The sequence below is a fragment of the Streptomyces sp. NPDC127098 genome (assembly GCF_042722465.1).
Taxonomy (GTDB): domain Bacteria; phylum Actinomycetota; class Actinomycetes; order Streptomycetales; family Streptomycetaceae; genus Streptomyces; species Streptomyces millisiae.
This window is the reverse complement of the sequence record NZ_JBHXFJ010000015.1, coordinates 50,011-68,531: the sequence shown is the minus strand read 5'-3', so window position 1 is coordinate 68,531 and position 18,521 is coordinate 50,011. Positions and strand designations below refer to the sequence as shown.

18 protein-coding genes are annotated in these 18,521 nt (G+C 73.2%); 15 read left to right on the top strand and 3 right to left on the bottom strand.

The genetic code is table 11. The annotated features are described in order from the left end of the window. The first annotated feature begins 411 nt into the window (after nucleotides 1-411). The 12 genes from ACFWI8_RS12610 (at nucleotide 412) to ACFWI8_RS12555 (ending at nucleotide 14,070) form a co-directional block, all read left to right on the top strand. Nucleotides 412-1,518: a polyprenyl synthetase family protein gene (locus ACFWI8_RS12610; RefSeq protein WP_387089369.1), complete on the top strand. Its 1,107-nt coding sequence runs from the start codon at nucleotides 412-414 to the stop codon at nucleotides 1,516-1,518. Continuing rightward, the gene (locus ACFWI8_RS12605) at nucleotides 1,515-2,579 is read left to right on the top strand and encodes a polyprenyl synthetase family protein (protein WP_387089366.1); all 1,065 of its coding nucleotides are present in this window, start codon (nucleotides 1,515-1,517) and stop codon (nucleotides 2,577-2,579) included. Before ACFWI8_RS12610 ends, ACFWI8_RS12605 begins: the two co-directional genes overlap by 4 nt. A gap of 34 nt (nucleotides 2,580-2,613) precedes the next feature. Further along, on the top strand, nucleotides 2,614-3,636 hold the full coding sequence (locus ACFWI8_RS12600; RefSeq protein ID WP_387089363.1) for a hypothetical protein: 1,023 nt from the start codon (nucleotides 2,614-2,616) through the stop codon (nucleotides 3,634-3,636). After that, entirely contained in the window at nucleotides 3,633-5,093 is a 1,461-nt protein-coding gene (locus ACFWI8_RS12595) for a protoporphyrinogen/coproporphyrinogen oxidase (RefSeq protein WP_387089360.1), read from the top strand. The genes ACFWI8_RS12600 and ACFWI8_RS12595 overlap by 4 nt, the downstream gene beginning before the upstream one ends. Continuing rightward, nucleotides 5,090-6,460 (top strand): protoporphyrinogen/coproporphyrinogen oxidase, encoded by a 1,371-nt coding sequence (locus ACFWI8_RS12590; RefSeq protein WP_387089357.1) that lies wholly within the window; start codon nucleotides 5,090-5,092, stop codon nucleotides 6,458-6,460. The genes ACFWI8_RS12595 and ACFWI8_RS12590 overlap by 4 nt, the downstream gene beginning before the upstream one ends. Before the next feature lie 130 nt (nucleotides 6,461-6,590). Further along, nucleotides 6,591-7,595, top strand: coding sequence for a mevalonate kinase (gene mvk / locus ACFWI8_RS12585; protein WP_387089355.1), 1,005 nt, complete (start codon nucleotides 6,591-6,593; stop codon nucleotides 7,593-7,595). Next, complete coding sequence (gene mvaD / locus ACFWI8_RS12580) at nucleotides 7,582-8,628, top strand: diphosphomevalonate decarboxylase (protein ID WP_387089352.1); 1,047 nt, start codon at nucleotides 7,582-7,584, stop codon at nucleotides 8,626-8,628. The genes mvk and mvaD overlap by 14 nt, the downstream gene beginning before the upstream one ends. Further along, entirely contained in the window at nucleotides 8,628-9,746 is a 1,119-nt protein-coding gene (locus tag ACFWI8_RS12575; protein ID WP_387089349.1) for a phosphomevalonate kinase, read from the top strand. Before mvaD ends, ACFWI8_RS12575 begins: the two co-directional genes overlap by 1 nt. Next, entirely contained in the window at nucleotides 9,746-10,804 is a 1,059-nt protein-coding gene (fni, locus tag ACFWI8_RS12570; protein ID WP_387089346.1) for a type 2 isopentenyl-diphosphate Delta-isomerase, read from the top strand. The genes ACFWI8_RS12575 and fni overlap by 1 nt, the downstream gene beginning before the upstream one ends. Then, nucleotides 10,801-11,883: a hydroxymethylglutaryl-CoA reductase gene (locus tag ACFWI8_RS12565; protein ID WP_387089342.1), complete on the top strand. Its 1,083-nt coding sequence runs from the start codon at nucleotides 10,801-10,803 to the stop codon at nucleotides 11,881-11,883. Before fni ends, ACFWI8_RS12565 begins: the two co-directional genes overlap by 4 nt. After that, complete coding sequence (locus ACFWI8_RS12560; protein WP_387089339.1) at nucleotides 11,876-13,048, top strand: hydroxymethylglutaryl-CoA synthase; 1,173 nt, start codon at nucleotides 11,876-11,878, stop codon at nucleotides 13,046-13,048. Before ACFWI8_RS12565 ends, ACFWI8_RS12560 begins: the two co-directional genes overlap by 8 nt. A 5-nt stretch (nucleotides 13,049-13,053) precedes the next feature. Further along, nucleotides 13,054-14,070 (top strand): 3-oxoacyl-ACP synthase III family protein, encoded by a 1,017-nt coding sequence (locus ACFWI8_RS12555; RefSeq protein WP_387089336.1) that lies wholly within the window; start codon nucleotides 13,054-13,056, stop codon nucleotides 14,068-14,070. A 414-nt stretch (nucleotides 14,071-14,484) separates the two neighbouring features. Here the strand turns inward: ACFWI8_RS12555 and ACFWI8_RS12550 are convergent, their stop codons facing one another. Next, complete coding sequence (locus ACFWI8_RS12550; protein ID WP_387089333.1) at nucleotides 14,485-14,901, bottom strand: NADPH-dependent F420 reductase; 417 nt, start codon at nucleotides 14,899-14,901, stop codon at nucleotides 14,485-14,487. A gap of 138 nt (nucleotides 14,902-15,039) precedes the next feature. Further along, nucleotides 15,040-15,438 carry a hypothetical protein gene (locus tag ACFWI8_RS12545; RefSeq protein ID WP_387089330.1) on the bottom strand — a complete coding sequence of 133 codons (399 nt, stop codon included), beginning with the start codon at nucleotides 15,436-15,438 and terminating at the stop codon, nucleotides 15,040-15,042. Between the two features lie 473 nt (nucleotides 15,439-15,911). Between ACFWI8_RS12545 and ACFWI8_RS12540 the strand changes: the two genes are divergently transcribed. Both ACFWI8_RS12540 and ACFWI8_RS12535 read left to right on the top strand, forming a co-directional pair. Further along, nucleotides 15,912-16,445, top strand: a complete 534-nt coding sequence (locus ACFWI8_RS12540) for an EF-hand domain-containing protein (RefSeq protein WP_387089327.1) — start codon at nucleotides 15,912-15,914, stop codon at nucleotides 16,443-16,445. Between the two features lie 69 nt (nucleotides 16,446-16,514). Next, complete coding sequence (locus ACFWI8_RS12535) at nucleotides 16,515-17,291, top strand: aminoglycoside phosphotransferase family protein (RefSeq protein WP_387089324.1); 777 nt, start codon at nucleotides 16,515-16,517, stop codon at nucleotides 17,289-17,291. Nucleotides 17,292-17,304: 13 nt separating this feature from the next. On the opposite strand, the gene ACFWI8_RS12530 is transcribed toward ACFWI8_RS12535, so the two are convergent. Then, nucleotides 17,305-18,249, bottom strand: coding sequence for a LysR family transcriptional regulator (locus ACFWI8_RS12530; RefSeq protein ID WP_387089321.1), 945 nt, complete (start codon nucleotides 18,247-18,249; stop codon nucleotides 17,305-17,307). A gap of 73 nt (nucleotides 18,250-18,322) precedes the next feature. Between ACFWI8_RS12530 and ACFWI8_RS12525 the strand changes: the two genes are divergently transcribed. Then, nucleotides 18,323-18,517, top strand: coding sequence for a hypothetical protein (locus ACFWI8_RS12525; protein WP_387089318.1), 195 nt, complete (start codon nucleotides 18,323-18,325; stop codon nucleotides 18,515-18,517). Nucleotides 18,518-18,521: the final 4 nt, after the last annotated feature.

Genomic DNA, 18,521 nt, shown 5'->3' with positions numbered 1-18,521 from the left:
TTGCGGGCCAAGTCAACTCCTGTAATCCGGACGGTGAGGGGAGCGCGCGGGTGACGCGGGCCGGATAAGGGATGCCGTGCGGTACGGGGGTCGCGGCGCGGCCGGCCGACCTGTTCTCAATCGTCATCGTTTCCACCGCGCTCGTAAAGAGGGCCACCCTTTCGTTTTCGGCCTGTTGGCAGATGTGGAACACCACCGCAACGCGAATCTCACAAGGGCACAAGAAGGGGACTCGTCCGACATCGACGGCACCCGGTAAGTCTTGGCCCGCCGGATGGTCGCCCGTTTCACTGGAGTAGTCGCCGAGCTCGGCGAAATCGACCCTCCACACATCCACGGCATGTCCCCACCCAGGCGCGAAGCGGCTCTCGGGGCCGGCCCGGAAAATCACGGGAGCGGGAGACAACACCCATGCAGGATGCAAAGGCCCCCAGCCGCACGGCTGCGGACTTCGTCAAGGACACACTGGCCGAGTGCCGTCAGGCCACTTTGCCCGCGTTACGCGAGGCGGTCGAGGAACTCCACCCCCGACTGGCCCGTGTCAGCGCCTATCACCTGGGCTGGTGCGAGCGTGACGGCACACCCACCGACCTCCACCCCGGGAAGCTGATGCGGGCCGCCCTGACGCTCCTCTCCGCACGGGCCTTCGGGGCCGGTACGGCGACCGCCGTACCCGGTGCCGTCGCGGTGGAGCTGGTGCACAACTTCTCGTTGCTGCACGACGACCTGATGGACGCCGACGAGACGCGCCGCGGCCGTCCGGCTGCCTGGGTGGTCTTCGGGCCCGGGCTGGCCGTCCTGGCCGGCGACGCGCTGTTGAGCCAGGCGACGTGTGTCCTCGCCGACGCGGACGACACCCCGCCGCACCGGGCCTCCCGGGCGCTGGCGCGGGCGGTGGACACCATCATCCGCGGTCAGGCGGCGGACCTCGCGCTCAACCGGTTCCCCGTGGACCGGGTCACCACCGAGGACTACCTGACGGCCTGTGCCAAGACCACGGGGCTGTTGTGCGGTTCGGTCGAGGTGGGCGCCGCGCTGGCCGGCGCGCCTCTCCCGGCCGTGCGGGCGCTCCGCGCGGCGGCCTGGAACCTGGGCGTGGCCTGGCAGGTCGCCGACGACATCGAGAGTATCTGGGGCGACACCGCCGACAGCGGCAAGCCCCCGTTCGGGGACCTGCGGCAGCGCAAGCGCACCTATCCGGTGATCGCCGCCCTCAGGTCCGGTACCCCCGCCGGCCGCCGGCTGGCCGCGCGGCTGCGCTCCGACGCCGAGAAGGAGCCCACCGACGCCGAACTACCCGTCCTCGCCGACCTCGTCGAGCAGGCCGGTGGGCGCGCGGAGGCCGAGCGGTCCGCCCGCGAGCATCTCGACCGCGCGCTGCGGGGGCTGGAGCAGGCGGGGGACGCGGCCACCGCCGAGAACGGCCTCACCGCCGTGTTCCGGCAGGTGGTCGACCGCCACCACTGGCAGCGCCCGACGGCCGAGCCGGGCCACACGACGGCAGGAGCGACCAGGTGACCACGACCGATCGGGCACGGGTGCGCGAGGCAGTGGCGACGCCCGGCGACGGCGCCCGCCCGGAGACCTGGTTGCGCTACGCCAGGGAGGTGACCGACCCGGTCCTGCGCGAGGCCGTCTCCACCCTGCACGAGCAGGCGCGGAACGTCGTCGGATACCACCTCGGCTGGTGGGACGGGCAAGGCCGGCCCGTGTCGGCCGGCTGGGGAAAGGCAGTGCGCCCCGCCCTGGCCCTCCTCGCCGCCCGCGCCGTCGGCGGCCGCCCCGAGGTGGCCGCCGACGCCGCGGCGGCCGTACAACTCGCCCACGACTCCTCGCTGTTGCACGACGACATCATCGATAGGGACGACACGCGGCGGCATCGTCCCACCGCCTGGAGAGTCTTCGGCATTCCAGGCGCGCTCCTGGCGGGCGACGCGATGCTCACCCTGGCGGTGTCCCTCACCCAGCGGGCCGACCCGGGCGCGCGCTCCGCCGCGGCGCTGAACGAGGCCGTACAGCAGTTCATCGGTGGCCAGTTGGAGGACATGGCCTTCGAGGGACGGGCCGATGTCTCCCTCAGCGAGTGCACCACCATGGCCGCGCGCAAGACCGGTGCCCTCATCGGGGTTGCCTGCCGCCTCGGCGCGCTGGCCGCGGGCGCCGACGAGGCCCGGGCGGCGTCACTGGACGCCTTCGGCCGGGCCCTGGGGCTCGCCTTCCAGCACGTGGACGACCTCCTCGGCATCTGGGGTGACCCGGAGCTGACCGGGAAGCCGGCCGGCGCCGACCTCCACGCCAGGAAGAAGAGCCTCCCGGTGGTCGCCGCCCTGACCGCCGGAGGCCCCGAGTCCGCGGAGCTGGCCGACCGGTACGCCCGCGATCCCGCGCTGGACGACGCCGAGACCCTGCGCCGCACAGCCGATCTCGTCGAACGGGCCGGCGGGCGGAGCGCGTCCGCCGACAGCGCCCGCCGATACCTGTTCGAAGCCCTGCGCCACCTGGACGACGCCCGCCCACCGGAATCCGCCGGCCGTCCGCTCCGCGCCCTGGCCAGGTGGCTCGTCGACCGCGACCACTGACACCCCAGCCACGCCACAGACAAGGAGAAGCACCGTGCGAAGTCCCGTCCCGGATCCGGTCCTGGAGACCGTGCTGCCGCGGTGGCCCTTCCCCGCCGCGCCCCCACGGGACCCCGACGACGTCGAGGCCGTCGAGCGCGCCGGCGAGGAGTGGGCCCGGCGGTTCGGCCTGATCGACTCGGGCCCGGCCCCGCACCCGCTGCGCCGCCTGTGTGCCGGCGAGCTGGTCAGCTACGGTTACCCCCGGGCCGACGCCGGCATGCGCGTCCTGATCACGCAGTGGACGATCTGGTACTTCAACCTCGACGACCACTTCGAGGACGGGGCCGCCGGCACCAGCGCCGAGGCCGCCGAACAGGCGGCGACGCCGCTGCGCCGGATCGTTGACGCGGCCAGGCACCGCGGCCCGACACCGCGCACCGACGACGCCCTGCAGCGGTCGCTCGCCGATCTGCTGGAGCGCACGGGCGCGGTCATGGCTCCGGTGCAGTTCCACGAGCTCCTCACCCACCTCGACGACTACTTCACCTCCCTGGTCGTGGAGTCGGACTACCGGGCACGCGGTGTCCTGCCGGGTGTCGACGCCTACATCGCGCTACGCAGGGACACCGGTCCCGTGCTTCCGCTGCTGGACTTCGTGGAGCAGACGGAGTCCGTACGCCTTCCGGCGCGCTTCTACGGCACGCCCGAGTACACCGAGATGATCGGCTGCGCCGCCGACATCGCTTCCTGGATCAACGATCTGTGCTCCGTGTCGAAGGAGCTGGACCGGCCGGACGCCTACAACCTGGTCGTCCTTCTGCACCGCCTGGAGCACAAGTCGCTGCAGGACGCCGCCGTCGAGACGCTCGACCGGATCGGGCAGCGTGTGCGGTCGTTGGAGGGCGCGCTCCGGCGGATCGCCGATCCCGGCTCCTGCCATGCCTACACGGGAGCCGAGATCGCGGCCGTCCGGGCCTGGGCGAACGGTCTGCTCTCCTTCCAGAGCCACGTCGAGTGGTACCTGCGGCACACCCGGTACGACCGTGCCGAGCCGGAGCGGGAGATGTCCGTATGAGCGGGGTGCTGCCCAGGACCACCGGGCGGGGCGCCGAGGCGGCGGGCGGTCGGCCGCACGTCGTCGTGGTCGGCGCGGGCATCGCGGGACTCACCAGCGCCTACCTGCTGCAACGGCGCGGCTGCCGGGTCACCGTGCTGGAGCGCTCGGGTCCGGAGTACGCGGGTGGACGGATGTCGTCGATCCGCCGGGACGGATTCTACCTGGACACCGGCGCCTCCCTGCTGTCCCGCCGATACCGCGCGATGCTGCGCCTGGCCGACATGGTGGGCATCGGTGACCGCGTCCTGCCCTCCTCCGACGTCGTCGGCCTCATGCGGGACCGCCGGGTGCACCACGTACGGGTGGGCTCGCTGCCTCGGATGGCTGCCGGGTTGCTGCGCTTCGCGCCGTTCCCCGGCGACCTGCCGAAGCTGATGGCGGACCACCTACGGATCCGCGGGGCCCTTGACTGGTACGACATGTCGGCGGCCGCCCGGCACGACGGGGAGTCCGTCGCGGGCTACGCGGCCCGCCGGGGCCTGCGCCCGGGCACGGTCGACCACCTGCTCGACCCGCTGTGCATGCTCGCGTCGCTCCAGGACGTCGAACGCACCTCGTCCATCGCCCCCTTCATGCTGCTCAACTCGCTCCTCGGTGGCGGCGGTCTCTTCACCTTCGAGGAGGGCGTCGGGCAGCTGCCGCGCTCCCTGGCGGCGCGGCTGTCCGTCACGTACCACGCCCGGGTCCACCAGGTCGAGGAGAGCTCCGCCGGGGTGTCCGTCACCTGGCAGGCGGGGGACGGCGCCGGTGAGCGCACCGAGCGGGCCGATGCCTGTGTGCTGGCCGTGCCCGTGTCGCAGACGCTCGATCTCTACGGACAACTGGGGCGGCCGTTCGCCGACTTCTTCCGGCAGGTCGAGTACACCGGCAGCGTCCACGTGGCGTTCGGCCTGGACCGGCCCACCGCCGAGCGGGCCGTGATGGTCAACGTGCCGCGGGCCGAACATCCGGCGCTGGTGGGCGTGATTCTGCCGCACAACACCGCCCCCGGCCGGGTGCCCGATGGCCGCGGCCTGGTCATGGCGCACTTCCGGGGTTCCTGGTCGGACCGGCACCGGGACCTGCCGGAGGAACGGCTGGTCGACCACGCCCGGGCCGCGCTGCGGTCGGTGGGGCTGGCCCCGGAGATCGAGGGCCACACCGTCATGACGCACGTGTTGCGGCCCGGCCAGTGCGTGGTCTTCAGGCGCCCCGGTGACTACCGCGAGCTGGCCCGGCTCAGCGGCGCCTGGCCGAGCGACTCGCGCGTCCGGCTCGCCGGGGGCGACTTCTTCACCCAGTCCAGCACCCACCACAGCATCTGCTCGGGCGCCACCGCGGCCCGCCGGCTCGCCGACCGGCTCGGCCTGACCGCCGGTGAGCGCCGTTCGCACGAACTCACACTCGCCTCCACCCGGATGAAGGGACGCCCGTGAACACCGCAGGAAACGGAGAACCGATCGTCGTCGTCGGAGCCGGCATCGCCGGCATGACCGCCGCCTTCCGCCTCCAGCAGGCCGGCCACCCGGTCAGGGTCCTGGAGGCGGAGGACCGCGCCGGCGGCCGCATGCGCACCGTGGAACGCGCCGGCTACCACATGGACCTCGCGGCCATCCTGCTGATCCAGAACTACACGCAGATGCTCGACCTGGTGCGCGACCTCGGCATCGAGGACACCACCCTGCCCACCAACAACGTCGTCGGCATCAAGCGGAACGGCCGCGTCCACCGCATCCGGGCCAACAAGCCGACCGACCTCAAGCGCTCGGGTCTCGTGCCGTGGTCCTCGATGCCCGCCATGACGCGCCTGCAGGCGGACCTGAACCGGTACCAGGGCCGGCTGCGGTGGGACAGCGACCTCGGTGAGGCGGCGTCGCTCGACACCGAGACCGCCACCGAATACGCCGAGCGCCGCCTCGACAAGGATCTCCACGACTACCTCGTCGACCCGATGAGCGCGATGTTCTTCAACTCGCCTCCCGACCTCTCGGTGATCAACTTCCTGTTCTCGATGCCGGCGGTCAACGCCGAGTGGTTCAACTTCCACGACCGGGTCGACACCCTCACCACGGCGCTCGCCGCCCGGCTGAACGTGGAGACCAACGCCGAGGTCACGCTGGTCGAGGAGACCCCCGACGGGGTCCGGGTGCACTGGAGCCGCGCCGGCGAGCCGGACCACGTGGAGGAGGCCGCGGCCGCGGTGGTCGCCCTGCCGGGCCCGATCGCCGCCCGGCTCTGCCCCGGCCTGGCGCCCGCGAGCCTCGCCTACCTGGAGAACCTGCCGTACGTGCCGGACATCCACGTCTACTTCGGGGTGGACAGCAAGCCGAGCGAGACAGCCACCTGTGTCCTGTTCCCCACCCGGGAACACGCCGACCTCGGCGTCATCACCTTCAACCACAACTTCGCGCCCGGCCGCGCCCCGGCCGGCCACGCCCTGCTGACCAGCTACTACCGCTACCCGTGGGCGATCCGGCACTGGGACACGGACGACGACACGGTGGTGGAACTGACCCACGAGGTGCACCGACAGGCCTGGCCCGAGTTGGCCCGGCACATCGAGGCGCACCAGGACATGGCCTACGTGCAGCGGTGGAAGAACGGCGTCATCCTGCGCAAGCCCGGCGACTACGCGCGGCTGCGCGAGTTCAACCGCGGCCTCGACCCGAGGTCCCGCATCCAGCTCGCCGGGGACTACCTGGCCTTCAGCGCCACCAACTCCGCCCTCGTCACCGGGGAGCGGGCGGCCGACCGGGTGCGGCAGGTCGTGACCACCGGAGTGGTCGGCGCCGGCCGCGGCTGACCCGTCCGTCGTGCCTCTCCCCGGCGTGGTGCGCCGGGGAGGGCACGGCCGGAGTCCCACCCACCGTGCACCTCTCAGCAGGACCCAGCAGGACTCCAGAAGGACCCCCAGGAGGAGGGAACCCCGGAACGTGTCCACACACCACGTGCCCGAGACCGAGGAGCGGCGGGCCGCGACGGGCAGGGCTCACGGCAAGGTCATCGTGCTGGGCGAGCACGCGGTGGTCTACGGCGCCCCGGCGCTGGCGCTTCCGGTGCCGGCCCTGAGCTGCCGAGCCACCGTGCGCCTCCGTGGCCGACCAGAACCCGGACCACTCGTGATCCGCCGAGCCGGCCCGTCGTCGGACGGGCCGGCGGAGTCGGCGGAAGAGGAAGCACCCGAGGAACTCCGGCTGCTGGTCGACGCCTTCGCGCGGCGGGCCGGCCTCGCCGAGGCCCCGGACGTCGAGGTGCTGATCGAGAGCCGGGTGCCGCCCGCCCGCGGGCTCGGCTCCAGCGCGGCGACCGCACGCGCGCTGGTCCACGCGCTCGACGGACTCTTCGGAACCGGACTCAGCGACCGCGAACTCTTCGACCTGGTACAGGTGTCGGAGCAGTCGGCGCACGGCCTGGCCAGCGGAATCGACGCGCTGGCCACCGGCTCGGCCGGTCTCGTGCTGCTGGCGAACGGCCGGCCCAGCGCTCCGCCGGTGGGCGCCGAATGCCAGGTCGTCGTGGCGGACAGCGGGAGCGGCCCGGGTACGAGAAGGGCCGTCGCCATGCTGCGGGACGCCTTCACCCGGGCGCCGGCCCGGCGCGCCGAGTTCCTCGACCGGTCGGCCGAGCTGGCCACGGCGGCACTCGGCGACCTGGCGCACGGGCGCCTGCCCGAGTTGGGCCGACGGCTCACCGACGGCCACCGCCTGCTCGCCGGTCTCGGCCTCACGACGAAGCGCACCGACGCGCTGGCGCGTTCCGCCCTCGACGCGGGCGCGTTGGGCGCCAAGATGAGCGGCGGCGGACTCGGCGGCTGCGTCATCGCCCTGGCGGCGACGCCGCGAGAGGCCGAGGCGGTCGCCGGGCTGCTCGCCCGCGAGCACGGCGTTCCCACGTGGACCGTGCCGGTGACGAGGGAGGCCGGGCATGACCGCATCTGAGCTGACGGGTGCTGAGCCGACAGGGTCCACACTCACGGGGACCGGGCACGCGGTCGCGGTGGCCCATCCCAACATCGCGCTGATCAAGTACTGGGGCAAGCGCGACGAGCGGCTGGTGCTGCCCTTCACCGACAGCCTCTCGCTGACCCTCGACGTGTTCCCCACCACGACCTCCGTGCGGCTCGCCCCGGCCGCCGAGGCGGACGCGGTGGTGATGGACGGCGTACCCGCCCGGGATGAGCGGCTGCGGCGTGTGACCGCTTTCCTCGACCTGGTGCGCGACCGGGCCGGGCGGCGCGAGCGGGCCGTCGTGGACACCCGCAACACGGTGCCGGTGGGTGCCGGGCTCGCCTCGTCGGCCAGCGGCTTCGCGGCTCTGGCGCTGGCCGCGGCCGACGCCTACGGGCTGCCCACGGAGCCGCGGGCGCTGTCCCGGCTGGCCCGGCGCGGCTCGGGATCGGCCGCGCGGTCGGTATTCGGCGGCTTCGTCGTCTGGCACGCCGGCCCCGTGGACGCCCCCGACCCCGACGTGGCCTCGTACGCGGAGCCGGTCGGTGACGCCCGGCTCGACGCCGCGTTGGTGGCGGTCGTGTTGGAAGCGGGCCCGAAGTCGGTCTCCAGCCGCGAGGCCATGCGACGCACGGTCGCCACCTCTCCGCGCTACCCGGAGTGGGTGGCGGCGAGCCGCGCGGAGCTGGTGCGGATGCGGCAGGCGCTGCGGGTGGGCGACCTGGACACCGTGGGCGGGATCGCGGAACGCAACGCACTTGGCATGCACGCAACAATGGAGGCGGCGTCGCCGCCGGTCCGCTACCTGACCGACGCCTCGGCGACGGCCCTCGACACGGTCCGCGCCCTGCGCGCGGAAGGCGTCGGGGCCTGGGCCACGATGGACGCCGGCCCCAACGTCAAGGTGCTGTGCGCCGCCGCCGACGCGGAGCGGGTGGCCGCGCGAATGCGCGCCGCGACCCACGCCCGGGTCGTCGTCGCCCGCGGCGGCCCCGGCGCCACGCTGCGTGCGGAGGCCGGCTGATGTGGGAACCGGTGACCCGCCGGGCGCCCGGCAAGCTCCTCGTGGCCGGGGAGTACGCGGTGCTCGAGCCGGGACGGCCGGCGATCGTCGTGGCGGTCGACCGGTACGTCACCGTCACGGCGTCCGCCGCCGAAGGCGCCGATGTCGTCGTCGACACCGACCTGCTCGACCACGAGGTCCCCTTCCGTCGGGACCGGGGAAGGCTGCGCACCCTCGCCCCGGCGGACACCGAGCACGCGCGCGGCACGCTCGCCCACCTGGTCTCCACCGTCGAGGTCGTCGAACGACTGCGGGCCGAACAGGGGTTGCCGCTCACGCCACTTCGGCTCACGGTGCGCAGCGGCCTGCATGAACGGGGCGTCAAGGTCGGGCTCGGATCGAGCGCCGCGGTCACCGTCGCGACCACCGAGGCCGTGACCGACCTCTACGGCATGCGGCTGCCACGCGAGGACCGCTTCCGGCTCGCCCTGCTGTCCAGCGTCCGGATCGACGCCGGCCCCTCCGGCGCCGACCTCGCGGCCAGCACCTGGCACGGCTGGATCGCCTACCGCGCCCCGGACCGGGGAGTCCTTCGGCGGAGCCTGCGCCACAACGGCGTGTCCAAGACCCTGGCCTCCCCCTGGCCGGACCTCTCGATCCGGACGCTGCCACCGCCGCGGGGCCTCGACCTCCGGGTGGGCTGGAGCGGCAGTCCGGCCTCCACCTCGGCCCTGGTCGCCGACCTCACCGCGAGCGCCTGGTGGCGCGGCACCGCCCGGACCGGCTTCCTCGCGGAGAGCGAGCGCTGCGTGACCGCCGGAGTGCGCGCGCTCGAACGGGGAGAGCCGGACGGACTCCTCGACGCCGTCCGGACCGCCCGCCACCTCCTCGCCCGCATGGACGCGGCCGTCTCGCTCGGTCTGTTCACCGAGCGGCTGACCCGGCTCTGCGACGCGGCCGAGGCCTGCGGCGGCGCGGCCAAACCGTCCGGCGCGGGCGGCGGCGACTGCGGCATCGCCCTGCTGCCCGACCGCCACCCGCCCTCGGCCCTGCGCACCCGCTGGGCGCGGGCCGGCATCACCACGCTGCCGCTCCGGGTGACCGACCCCCCATCCCTCTCCCCCCGAGGACACCCCTGATGACCGGAAACCGAAAGGACGAGCACGTCAGGCTCGCCATCGCCCAACGCTCCCCCGAACACCCCCCCGTGCCCAGCCAGTTCGACGAGGTGCGCTTCCTGCACCACGCCCTGGCCGGCACCGACCGGGCGCGGGTCTCCCTGCGGACCGGCTTCGCCGGAGTCGAGTGGCCCGCCCCGCTCTACGTCAACGCCATGACGGGCGGCAGCGAACAGACCGGGGACATCAACCGCGACCTCGCCATCGCCGCGCGGGAGACCGGGCTGCCCATCGCCACCGGCTCGCTGAGCCCCTACCTGAAGGACCCGTCCACCGCCGCCACCTTCACCCCCGTGCGCCGCGAGCACCCCGACGGGTTCGTGATGGCCAACCTCAACGCGAACGCCACCCCGGAACAGGCCCGCCGGGCGGTCGACCTGATCGAGGCCGACGCCCTCCAGATCCATCTCAACACCGTGCAGGAGACGGTGATGCCGGAGGGCGACCGCTCCTTCGGCCACTGGCCGGCCGCCATCGAGGCGATCGTCGCCGCCGTCGAGGTGCCGGTGATCGTCAAGGAGGTGGGGTTCGGGCTGAGCGGCCGGACCGTCGAACGCCTCGCCTCACTCGGTGTACATGCCGCCGACGTCGCCGGACGCGGCGGCACCAACTTCGCCCGGATCGAGAACGGCCGCCGTGCCCACCCCGACTACGCCTACCTGGACGACTGGGGACTGAGCACCCCGGCCGCGCTGCTCGACGCCCGCGGCCACGGCCTGCCGCTGCTCGCCTCGGGCGGCGTGCGCCACCCGCTGGACGCGGCACGCGCGCTCGCACTCGGCGCCCACGCGGTCGGCGCGTCCGGCGGCTTCCTCGCCGTCCTGCTCGACGGCGGCGTGGCCGCGCTCGTACGGCACATCACCGCCTGGCTCGACCAGCTCACCGCCCTGATGACGATGCTCGGCGCGCACAGCCCGGCCGCACTCGCCGACTGCGACGTGCTGGTGACCGGCTCGCTGCGCGCGTTCTGCCACGACCGCGGCATCGACCTGGGGACCACGAAGGGAGATCCCGTATGACCGTCACGACCGACGCCGCCAGGTCGGGCCCCGGGCTCGCGACGGCGGCCGTCCCGCTCCGCTGGGTGGGCCCGCTGCGCGTCTCCGGAAATGTCGCCACCGCCGAGACCGAGGTCCCGCTGGCCACCTACGAGACCCCGCTGTGGCCCTCGGTGGGCCGCGGCGCGAAGATCTCCCGACTGACGGAGGACGGCATCAGGGCCACCCTGGTGGACGAGCGGATGACCCGCTCCGTCCTGGTCGAGGCCACCGACGCGGCGGCGGCCCACGCCGCCGCCCGAGCGATCCACGCGACCCTGGACGAGCTGCGCGCGGTCACCCGCCGCGGCAGCCGGTTCGCCGAACTGCTCGCGGTACGCGACGAGATCGCGGGGTCACTGCTCTTCCTGCGCTTCGAGTTCGCCACGGGCGACGCCTCAGGACACAACATGGCCACCCTCGCCGCCGACGCCATCCTCGCCCACCTGCTCGCCACCGTGCCGGGGATCCGCTACGGCTCCATCTCCGCGAACTACTGCACGGACAAGAAGGCCACCGCCATCAACGGCATCCTCGGCCGCGGCAAGAACGTGATCGCGGAGATCCTCGTCCCCCGACAGGTGGTGGTCGAGCGCCTGCACACCACCGCCGCCAAACTCGCCGCGCTCAACACGAACAAGAACCTGGTCGGCACCCTGCTCGCCGGCGGCATCCGCTCGGCGAACGCCCACTACGCCAACATGCTGCTCGCCTTCTACCTGGCCACCGGCCAGGACGCGGCGAACATCGTCGAGGGCTCGCAGGGCGTCACCCTCGTCGAGGACCGCGAAGGCGACCTGTACTTCTCCTGCACCCTTCCCAACCTCATCGTCGGCTCGGTGGGCAACGGCAAGGGCCTCGACTTCGTCGACGCCAACCTGCGCCGCCTCGGCTGCCAGGAGGACCGGCCCGTCGGGGACAACGCCCGGCGCCTCGCGGTGCTGGCCGCCGCCACCGTGCTCTGCGGCGAACTGTCGCTGCTCGCGGCGCAGACCAATCCGGGCGAACTGATGAAGGCCCACACCCGCCTCGAACGCCACAACGGAGACACCCATGCCTGACCCCGCCATCGGCATCCACGACCTGTCGTTCCGCACCGCCAGCCTGGTGCTCAGCCACGCCGAGCTCAGCCGGCACAACGGCACCGACCTCGCCAAGTACCACGTCGGTATCGGACAGCGCGCGATGAGCGTGCCCACCCTCGACGAGGACATCGTCACCATGGCCGCGGCGGCCGCCGCCCCCGTCGTCGAGCGCCACGGCACCGACCGGATCCGCACCCTCGTCCTCGCCACCGAGACCGCCGTCGACCAGTCCAAGGCCGCCGGCATCTACGTGCACTCGTTGCTCGGGTTCCACCCGAACGTCCGCGTGGTCGAGGTCAAGCAGGCTTGCTACGGCGCCACCGCCGGGCTCCAGTTCGCGACCGCCCTGGTGCACCGCGACCCCGGCCAGCAGGTCCTCGTCATCGCGAGCGACGTGTCGCGCTACGACCTCGACAGCCCGGGCGAGGCCACCCAGGGCGCCGCGGCCGCGGCCCTCCTGGTCTCCGCGAACCCGGCGCTGGTCGAGATCGACCGTCCCTCCGGGCTCTTCACCTCCGACGTCATGGACTTCTGGCGCCCCAACTACCGCTCCACGGCCCTGGTCAACGGCAAGGAGTCGGTCGCCGCGTACCTGGAGGCGGTCGACGGCGCCTGGCGGGACTACAGCGCCCAGGGCGGCCTCCCGCTGAAGGACTTCCGCGCCTTCTGCTACCACCAGCCGTACACCCGCATGGCCTTCAAGGCCCACCGGCAGTTGCTGGAGACCTGCGGCGAGGCGCCCGACGAGGCGGCGGTGGAGAACGCCGTCGCGGCGACCACCGGATACAACGAGACGGTCGGCAACAGCTACACCGCCTCCGTGTACCTGGCACTGACCGCGCTGCTGGAGGGCGAGGACGCCCTGACCGGCGAATCCGTCGGCCTCTTCAGCTACGGCTCGGGCCGCGTCGCCGAGTTCTTCGCCGGCCACGTGCGGCCCGGCTACCGAGAGCACCTCCGCCGGGACGCCCACCGCGCGGCGGTCGACAGGCGACGCCCCGTCGACTACGCCGCCTACCGCGAACTGCGGGAGCGGACCCTGCCCACCGACGGGCGCTGGCATGACCTGCCCCACCAGACCCAGGGCCCGTTCCGGCTGGCCGGCGTCCGGGACCACCAGCGCGTCTACGAGGCGGCGTGACCACCATGAGCAGTCGAACCGCCATCGGAATTCTCGGCACCGGATCCTGCCTGCCGAGCAACGTCGTCACCAACGAGGAGGTCGGCGCGCCGGCCGGGGTGACGGACGAGTGGATCGTCCGCAAGACCGGGATCCACGAGCGCCGCTGGGCCAAGCCGGACGAGGCCACGTCCGGCCTCGCCGCGACGGCGGCGCGACGGGCGCTGACCGACGCCGGCATCCGCGCGCGGGACGTCTCGCTGGTCGTCGTCGCCACCTCCACCCCGGACTCCCCGCAGCCGCCCACCGCGACCGCGGTCGCCGCCGACCTCGGCGTCCCTTCGGGCACCCCGGCCTTCGACATCAACGCGGTGTGCAGCGGCTTCGTGTTCGCCCTCACCACGGCCGAACGGATGCTGCGCGGCACCGGCCGACACGCCGTCGTCGTCGGTGCCGACATCTACTCCCGCACACTCGACCCCACCGACCGCTCCACCGTGGTGCTCTTCGGCGACGGCGCGGGCGCGGTCGTCCTCGGCCCCAGCGCGGGCCGGGGCGTGCTCGCCACCCGCCTCGCCAGCTTCCCCGAGAAGCGGGACCTGATCCGGGTCCCGGCCGGCGGCTCGGCCATCCCCGCCTCTCCCGAGTCCCTCGCCCGGGGTCTGCACTACTTCACGATGGAGGGCAGGGCCGTGCGCGAATTCGTGGAGGGCCGGATCGGCCCGCTCGTCCGGGACTTCCTCGACGCCCACCCCACCGACGGCACCCGGCACCCGCACCTCGTGCCGCACCAAGCCAACGGCCGCATGCTCGAAGCGCTCGCGGCCCACCTCGGATTCCCGCCTGAACACACGCACCTGACGGTCCAGCGGTACGGCAACACCGGAGCCGCGTCGGTGCCCATCACCCTCGACCATGCCACCGACCGTCTCACCCCCGGCGACCTCGTGGTGCTCGCCGGCTTCGGCGGCGGCATGGCCGCGGGCATCGCCCTCGTCGAATGGGAGACGCGACGCGCTCGGCACCAGGACGGCGGGACCTGAATCCGTGCGGGAATCCGGCCTCACCGGACACCACCGTCTGTGGCCAGAGCTCGGCGACACGCTCGGCTTGGGTTTCCCGGCCGAGCGTGTCACGTGGTCGGTTGTCGCGTTCGGCAACGACGGCGCGGCCACGTGCGCACGGGAATGACCGTAAGGCGAAGCACCATGGTCGATGGACACGGCGCGGATGTCCGAGGGGGCAGTGAGTCGAGCGGGAACCTCCGGGCGGAGCGCCGGGAGCGCACGAGGTCGGCGAGGGAAAGGGCGGGGGTGGGGTAGTCGAGTCCTCTCCGGTCCTGTTCATCGTTGCTGCTGTGCGGGCCGCGGTCCGCGCATGTGGTCAGCGGTGGAGGGAGCGGTTGAGCTCGACGACCTCCTCCAGCGTGGGCGCGGCGGTGAGGGCGGCGAAGCGCTTCATCTGGCGGTCCCGGTCGCGCGGGGCCGCGACCCTGTCGGCTGCTGGCGCCAGGAGTCGGCCAGCGCACCGGCGTCGAAGGGGTCGAAGCCGCTCTCGTCCACCAGCCGCATGCCAACCCGCCGTGCCTGGATGGAGTCGGCGGCGACCGGGAGCGCGATCCGGCCCGGGGTGCCCGCCGGCACTCCCCTGGTCTCCAGGGTGCCGGCCAGGGCGGCGTTCCACGCCTTCACCACGGGGCGCCCCAGTTGCCCGGCTGCCCACACGCTCTCCACCTGGCCCCGGTCCACCGCATCGACGTGGCCGTTCAGGTGGGGGAAGTAGTTGGAGGTGTCGATGACCACGGTCTCGCTCGGCACGGCGGCGAAGAGTCCCACCACCGTGGGGATCCGCGCGAAGGGGACGGACAGAACCACCACATCCCTGTCCCGGACGACGTCGGCCGCGGTCACCGCGCGCGCCCCGAACTCCAGCGCCCCTCTCGGACTCGTGCCACCCCGGTGAAGCGGCGAGGCGTGGTGCTGGTGCGGGGGGCGGGCTCCCGGGCCGGCGGCCTACTCCGCGTCGCCGGGCCGGCGGTATCCGCTTTCGATGAGTGCCCAGAGGCGGCCGAGCGAGTTCGTGTCGGTGGCGCCGGTGCCGCTGATCCACGCGACGGAGATGGCCGCGAGGAGCAGATCGTACCCCGTCACCGACGCCCGCGCCCGCCCGGCGCGCTGCGCCGCGCGCACGTACTCCTCGGTGGTGCTGATGAGCAGCTCGCAGGGCAGGGTGAGCGGGTTGTCCGGCTCCTGCGCCCGGGCCGCGGCCATCAGCGGCTGGGGCAGTCCGCCGAAGGCGGTGAAGTACTCCTCCATCGCCCGCAACCACTGCCGCAGCGCCTCGGCGGCGTCGTCCACCCGCGCGATCTCCGCCCGGCGGGCCACCAGCTCATCCGAGCGGGTCTGCAGCACCGCCGCCAGCAGCGCCTCTCGGGTGGGGAAGTGCCGGAGAGCGTGCCGGGCCCGACGCCCGCGTCCCTGGCCACCGCCTCCAGGGAGGCGCCGACCCCGTACCGCATGAAATGACGCTGCGCCGCTTCCAGGAGGGCGGCACGGTTGTGCCGCACATCCGCACGAGGCCGGCGCACCTGCTGACCCTCGACGCCCATACGCCCTCCCACCTGGTGCGATTCCACGACCCATCAAAACGGAGGCGAAACGGAGGAAGCCTCCGTTTCAAGCCGACGCCGCCTGGCTGGTGCCGGAGACGGGAAAACCCGGGTCGGGGTCGTTTCACGCTTTCAGGTGAAGCCCCGCCATCTCCCGACCGGTGTGGCCGGCGGGGGCCGGATAGTGAGTCCGACGCCGGGCCGCTCGTCCCCCATCGCGCCCTCTCGGCGTTGTTCCCTCAGGAGTGCAACGGCCGGAAGAAAGGTGGACGCACCATGCGTACCGAGGCGATCAACCGCGTCAGGCTCGTCTTCTCGCTCTTCGACGCCAACGGCAACGGCCGGCTGGAGGCCGAGGACTTCGACCTCATGTCGAGCCGCGTCGTCGAGGCGGCGTCCGGGTCCGACGAGTCGGCGAAGACGGCCATGCGGCTCGCGTTCCGGCGGTACTGGGAGACGCTGGCGGCCGAGCTGGACGCGGACGGCGACGGCCGGATCAGCTACGACGAGTACGTCCGCTGCGTCCTGTCGCCCGAGCGCTTCGACGCCACCATCGCCGCGTTCGCCGACGCCCTGGCGGCGCTCGGCTCCCCGGCCGGTGACGGCCTCGTGGCGCGGCCCCGGTTCGTGGCGTTGATGCTCGCCATCGGCTTCGACCGCCCCAACATCGACGCGCTGTTCGACGCGTTCGGCCCCTCGGAGACCGACCACATCGCGGTGGCCACCTGGGTGGAGGGCATCAAGGACTACTACTCCCCGGAGAAGGCGAACATCCCGGGCGACCTGCTCGTCGGCTCCCCGACGGCCTGAGCGTCCCGGGCGACCGACGGCCGGGAAATCCACTGGGGTGGGCCCGACCGGGCGCGGGATACTCCGCGCATGGTCGATGAAGTGGTGTTACAGGACACGCCCCACCGCAGGGTGGTGCGCCTCGGCGACACCGTCCGGCGGCCCGTGCACCCGTGGACCCCGGCCGTGCACGCGCTGCTGCGACATCTGGATGAGGTCGACTTCCCCTACTCACCACGGGTGTTGGGGATCGACGCGGAGGGACGTGAGGTCCTCGCCTACCTGGACGGCGAGTCGGGACCGGAGGGCTGGGCGAGGGTGGTCGACGACGCGGGCCTCGTCGCCTTCGCCCGCCTGCTGCGCCGGTACCACGACGCGGTCGCCGGCTTCCGTCCGCCCGCGGGGCTCGGCTGGTGCACCGGGGAGGGCGGGCCGGGCGACGACGAGGTGATCCGCCACGGCGACTTCGGCCCGTGGAACGTCGTCTGGCGGGGCGAGACCCCGGTGGGGCTCCTGGACTGGGACTACGCCCGCCCGGCGCGCCGCCTGCACGACGTGGCCTACGCCCTGGAGTACGTGGCGCCGTTCCGGGACGACGCCGAGTGCCTGCGGTGGCTGCGCTACCCGGAGCCGCCCGACCGACGCCACCGCGTCGAGGTGTTCGCCGCCGCCTACGGGCTGACCTCCACCGCCGGCCTGGTCGACGCGGTCATCGACGTGCAGCGGTCCGGCATCGCGCAGGTCCGGGAGCTGGCCGAGCGCGGCTGCCAGCCTCAGGTGCGCTGGGTGGCCGACGGTCACCTCGACGACCTGGCGCGCCGGGTCGCCTGGAGCCTGGCCAACCGCCACCTGTTCGACCCCGGGTGACCCGCCCGGGCCGTCAGGTGCGGCCGGCGGTTGCTCCCGTGGCGAGCGCCGGATGGGCGGCGATCACCTCGTCGAGCGCGTCGAGACCGTGTCGGACGAGGGGGTGGGCGCGGCCGCCCTGCCGGACGCAGCTGAGGACCCGGCGGGAGACGCGTAGTTCGGCGGCGAGCGGGACCCGGACCGTGCGGTGGCTGGGCGGGATCTCGGTGAGCCTCGGGTAGAGGGAGATCCCGAGGCCGTGCCCGACCATGGCCGAGACGGCCGCCCACTCCTTGGCCCAGTGCGCGACCGCGGGCGTGAAGCCGGCGACGGCGCAGAACACCAGGACGCGCTGGTAGTGGTCACAGCTGCCGGGCAGCGGCAGCACCCAGTCCTCGCGGGCGGTCTCGGCCAGGGACACCTCGGCGCGCGCGGCCAGGGGGTGCCCGGCCGGCACGATCAGGTCGAGCGGTTCGTCGAGCAGCGGCTCCTGGTCGAAGCGCGAGTCGCTGGGGTTGGGGAAGTCCTCCGAGGGGGCCAGCACGGCGATGTCGGCGTCGGTGGACAGCAGCAGGTCGAAGCCGGCGGCGGTCTCGCACTCGGTGACCACCACGGTGAGGTCGGGGTGGCGCTTGCGGAGCAGGGCGGTCGCCGGGGCGATCAGCCCGGTGACGGCGCTGGCGTAGCCGCAGATCCGCAGCAGGCCGGCCTCCCCCGCCCGGTAGGCCTCCAGGGCGGACTCGGCCTCCTCCCAGCGGGCGAGGAGCTCCTCGCCGTGCCTGATGACCAGGTGGGCGGCGCCGGTCAGCCGGATACGGCGCCCCTGCGGCTCGACCAGCTTGACCCTCAACTCCTTGGCGAGCTCGCGGAGTTGGTGGGAGACGGCGGATGGGGTCAGATGCAGCGCGGCGGCCGCGGCGGTCACCGTGCCGTGCTGGTGCACCGCGCGGAGCACCTGGAGCCTGCGCAGATCAATCATGCAACGATTCTGCACACAACACCCGAGAAATGTGAAATGGACCTACAAGGTCAAGCGGCGGCACACTGCCGGTATGACCACGATGACCCAGAATCCCCAGGTGTCCACCGCCCCCGTCGAGCTCTCCCGGCACACCACGAGCGAGGGCACCGTCAGGTGGCTCCGCTGCGGCTGCGGTCGGCTGCGGATGGTCTCCACCCCCGACTCCCCCACCGCCCGCCCCATGGCGGCCGGTGGCCGCACCCCCGGCTGCCCGGAGTGCGGCTGACCCG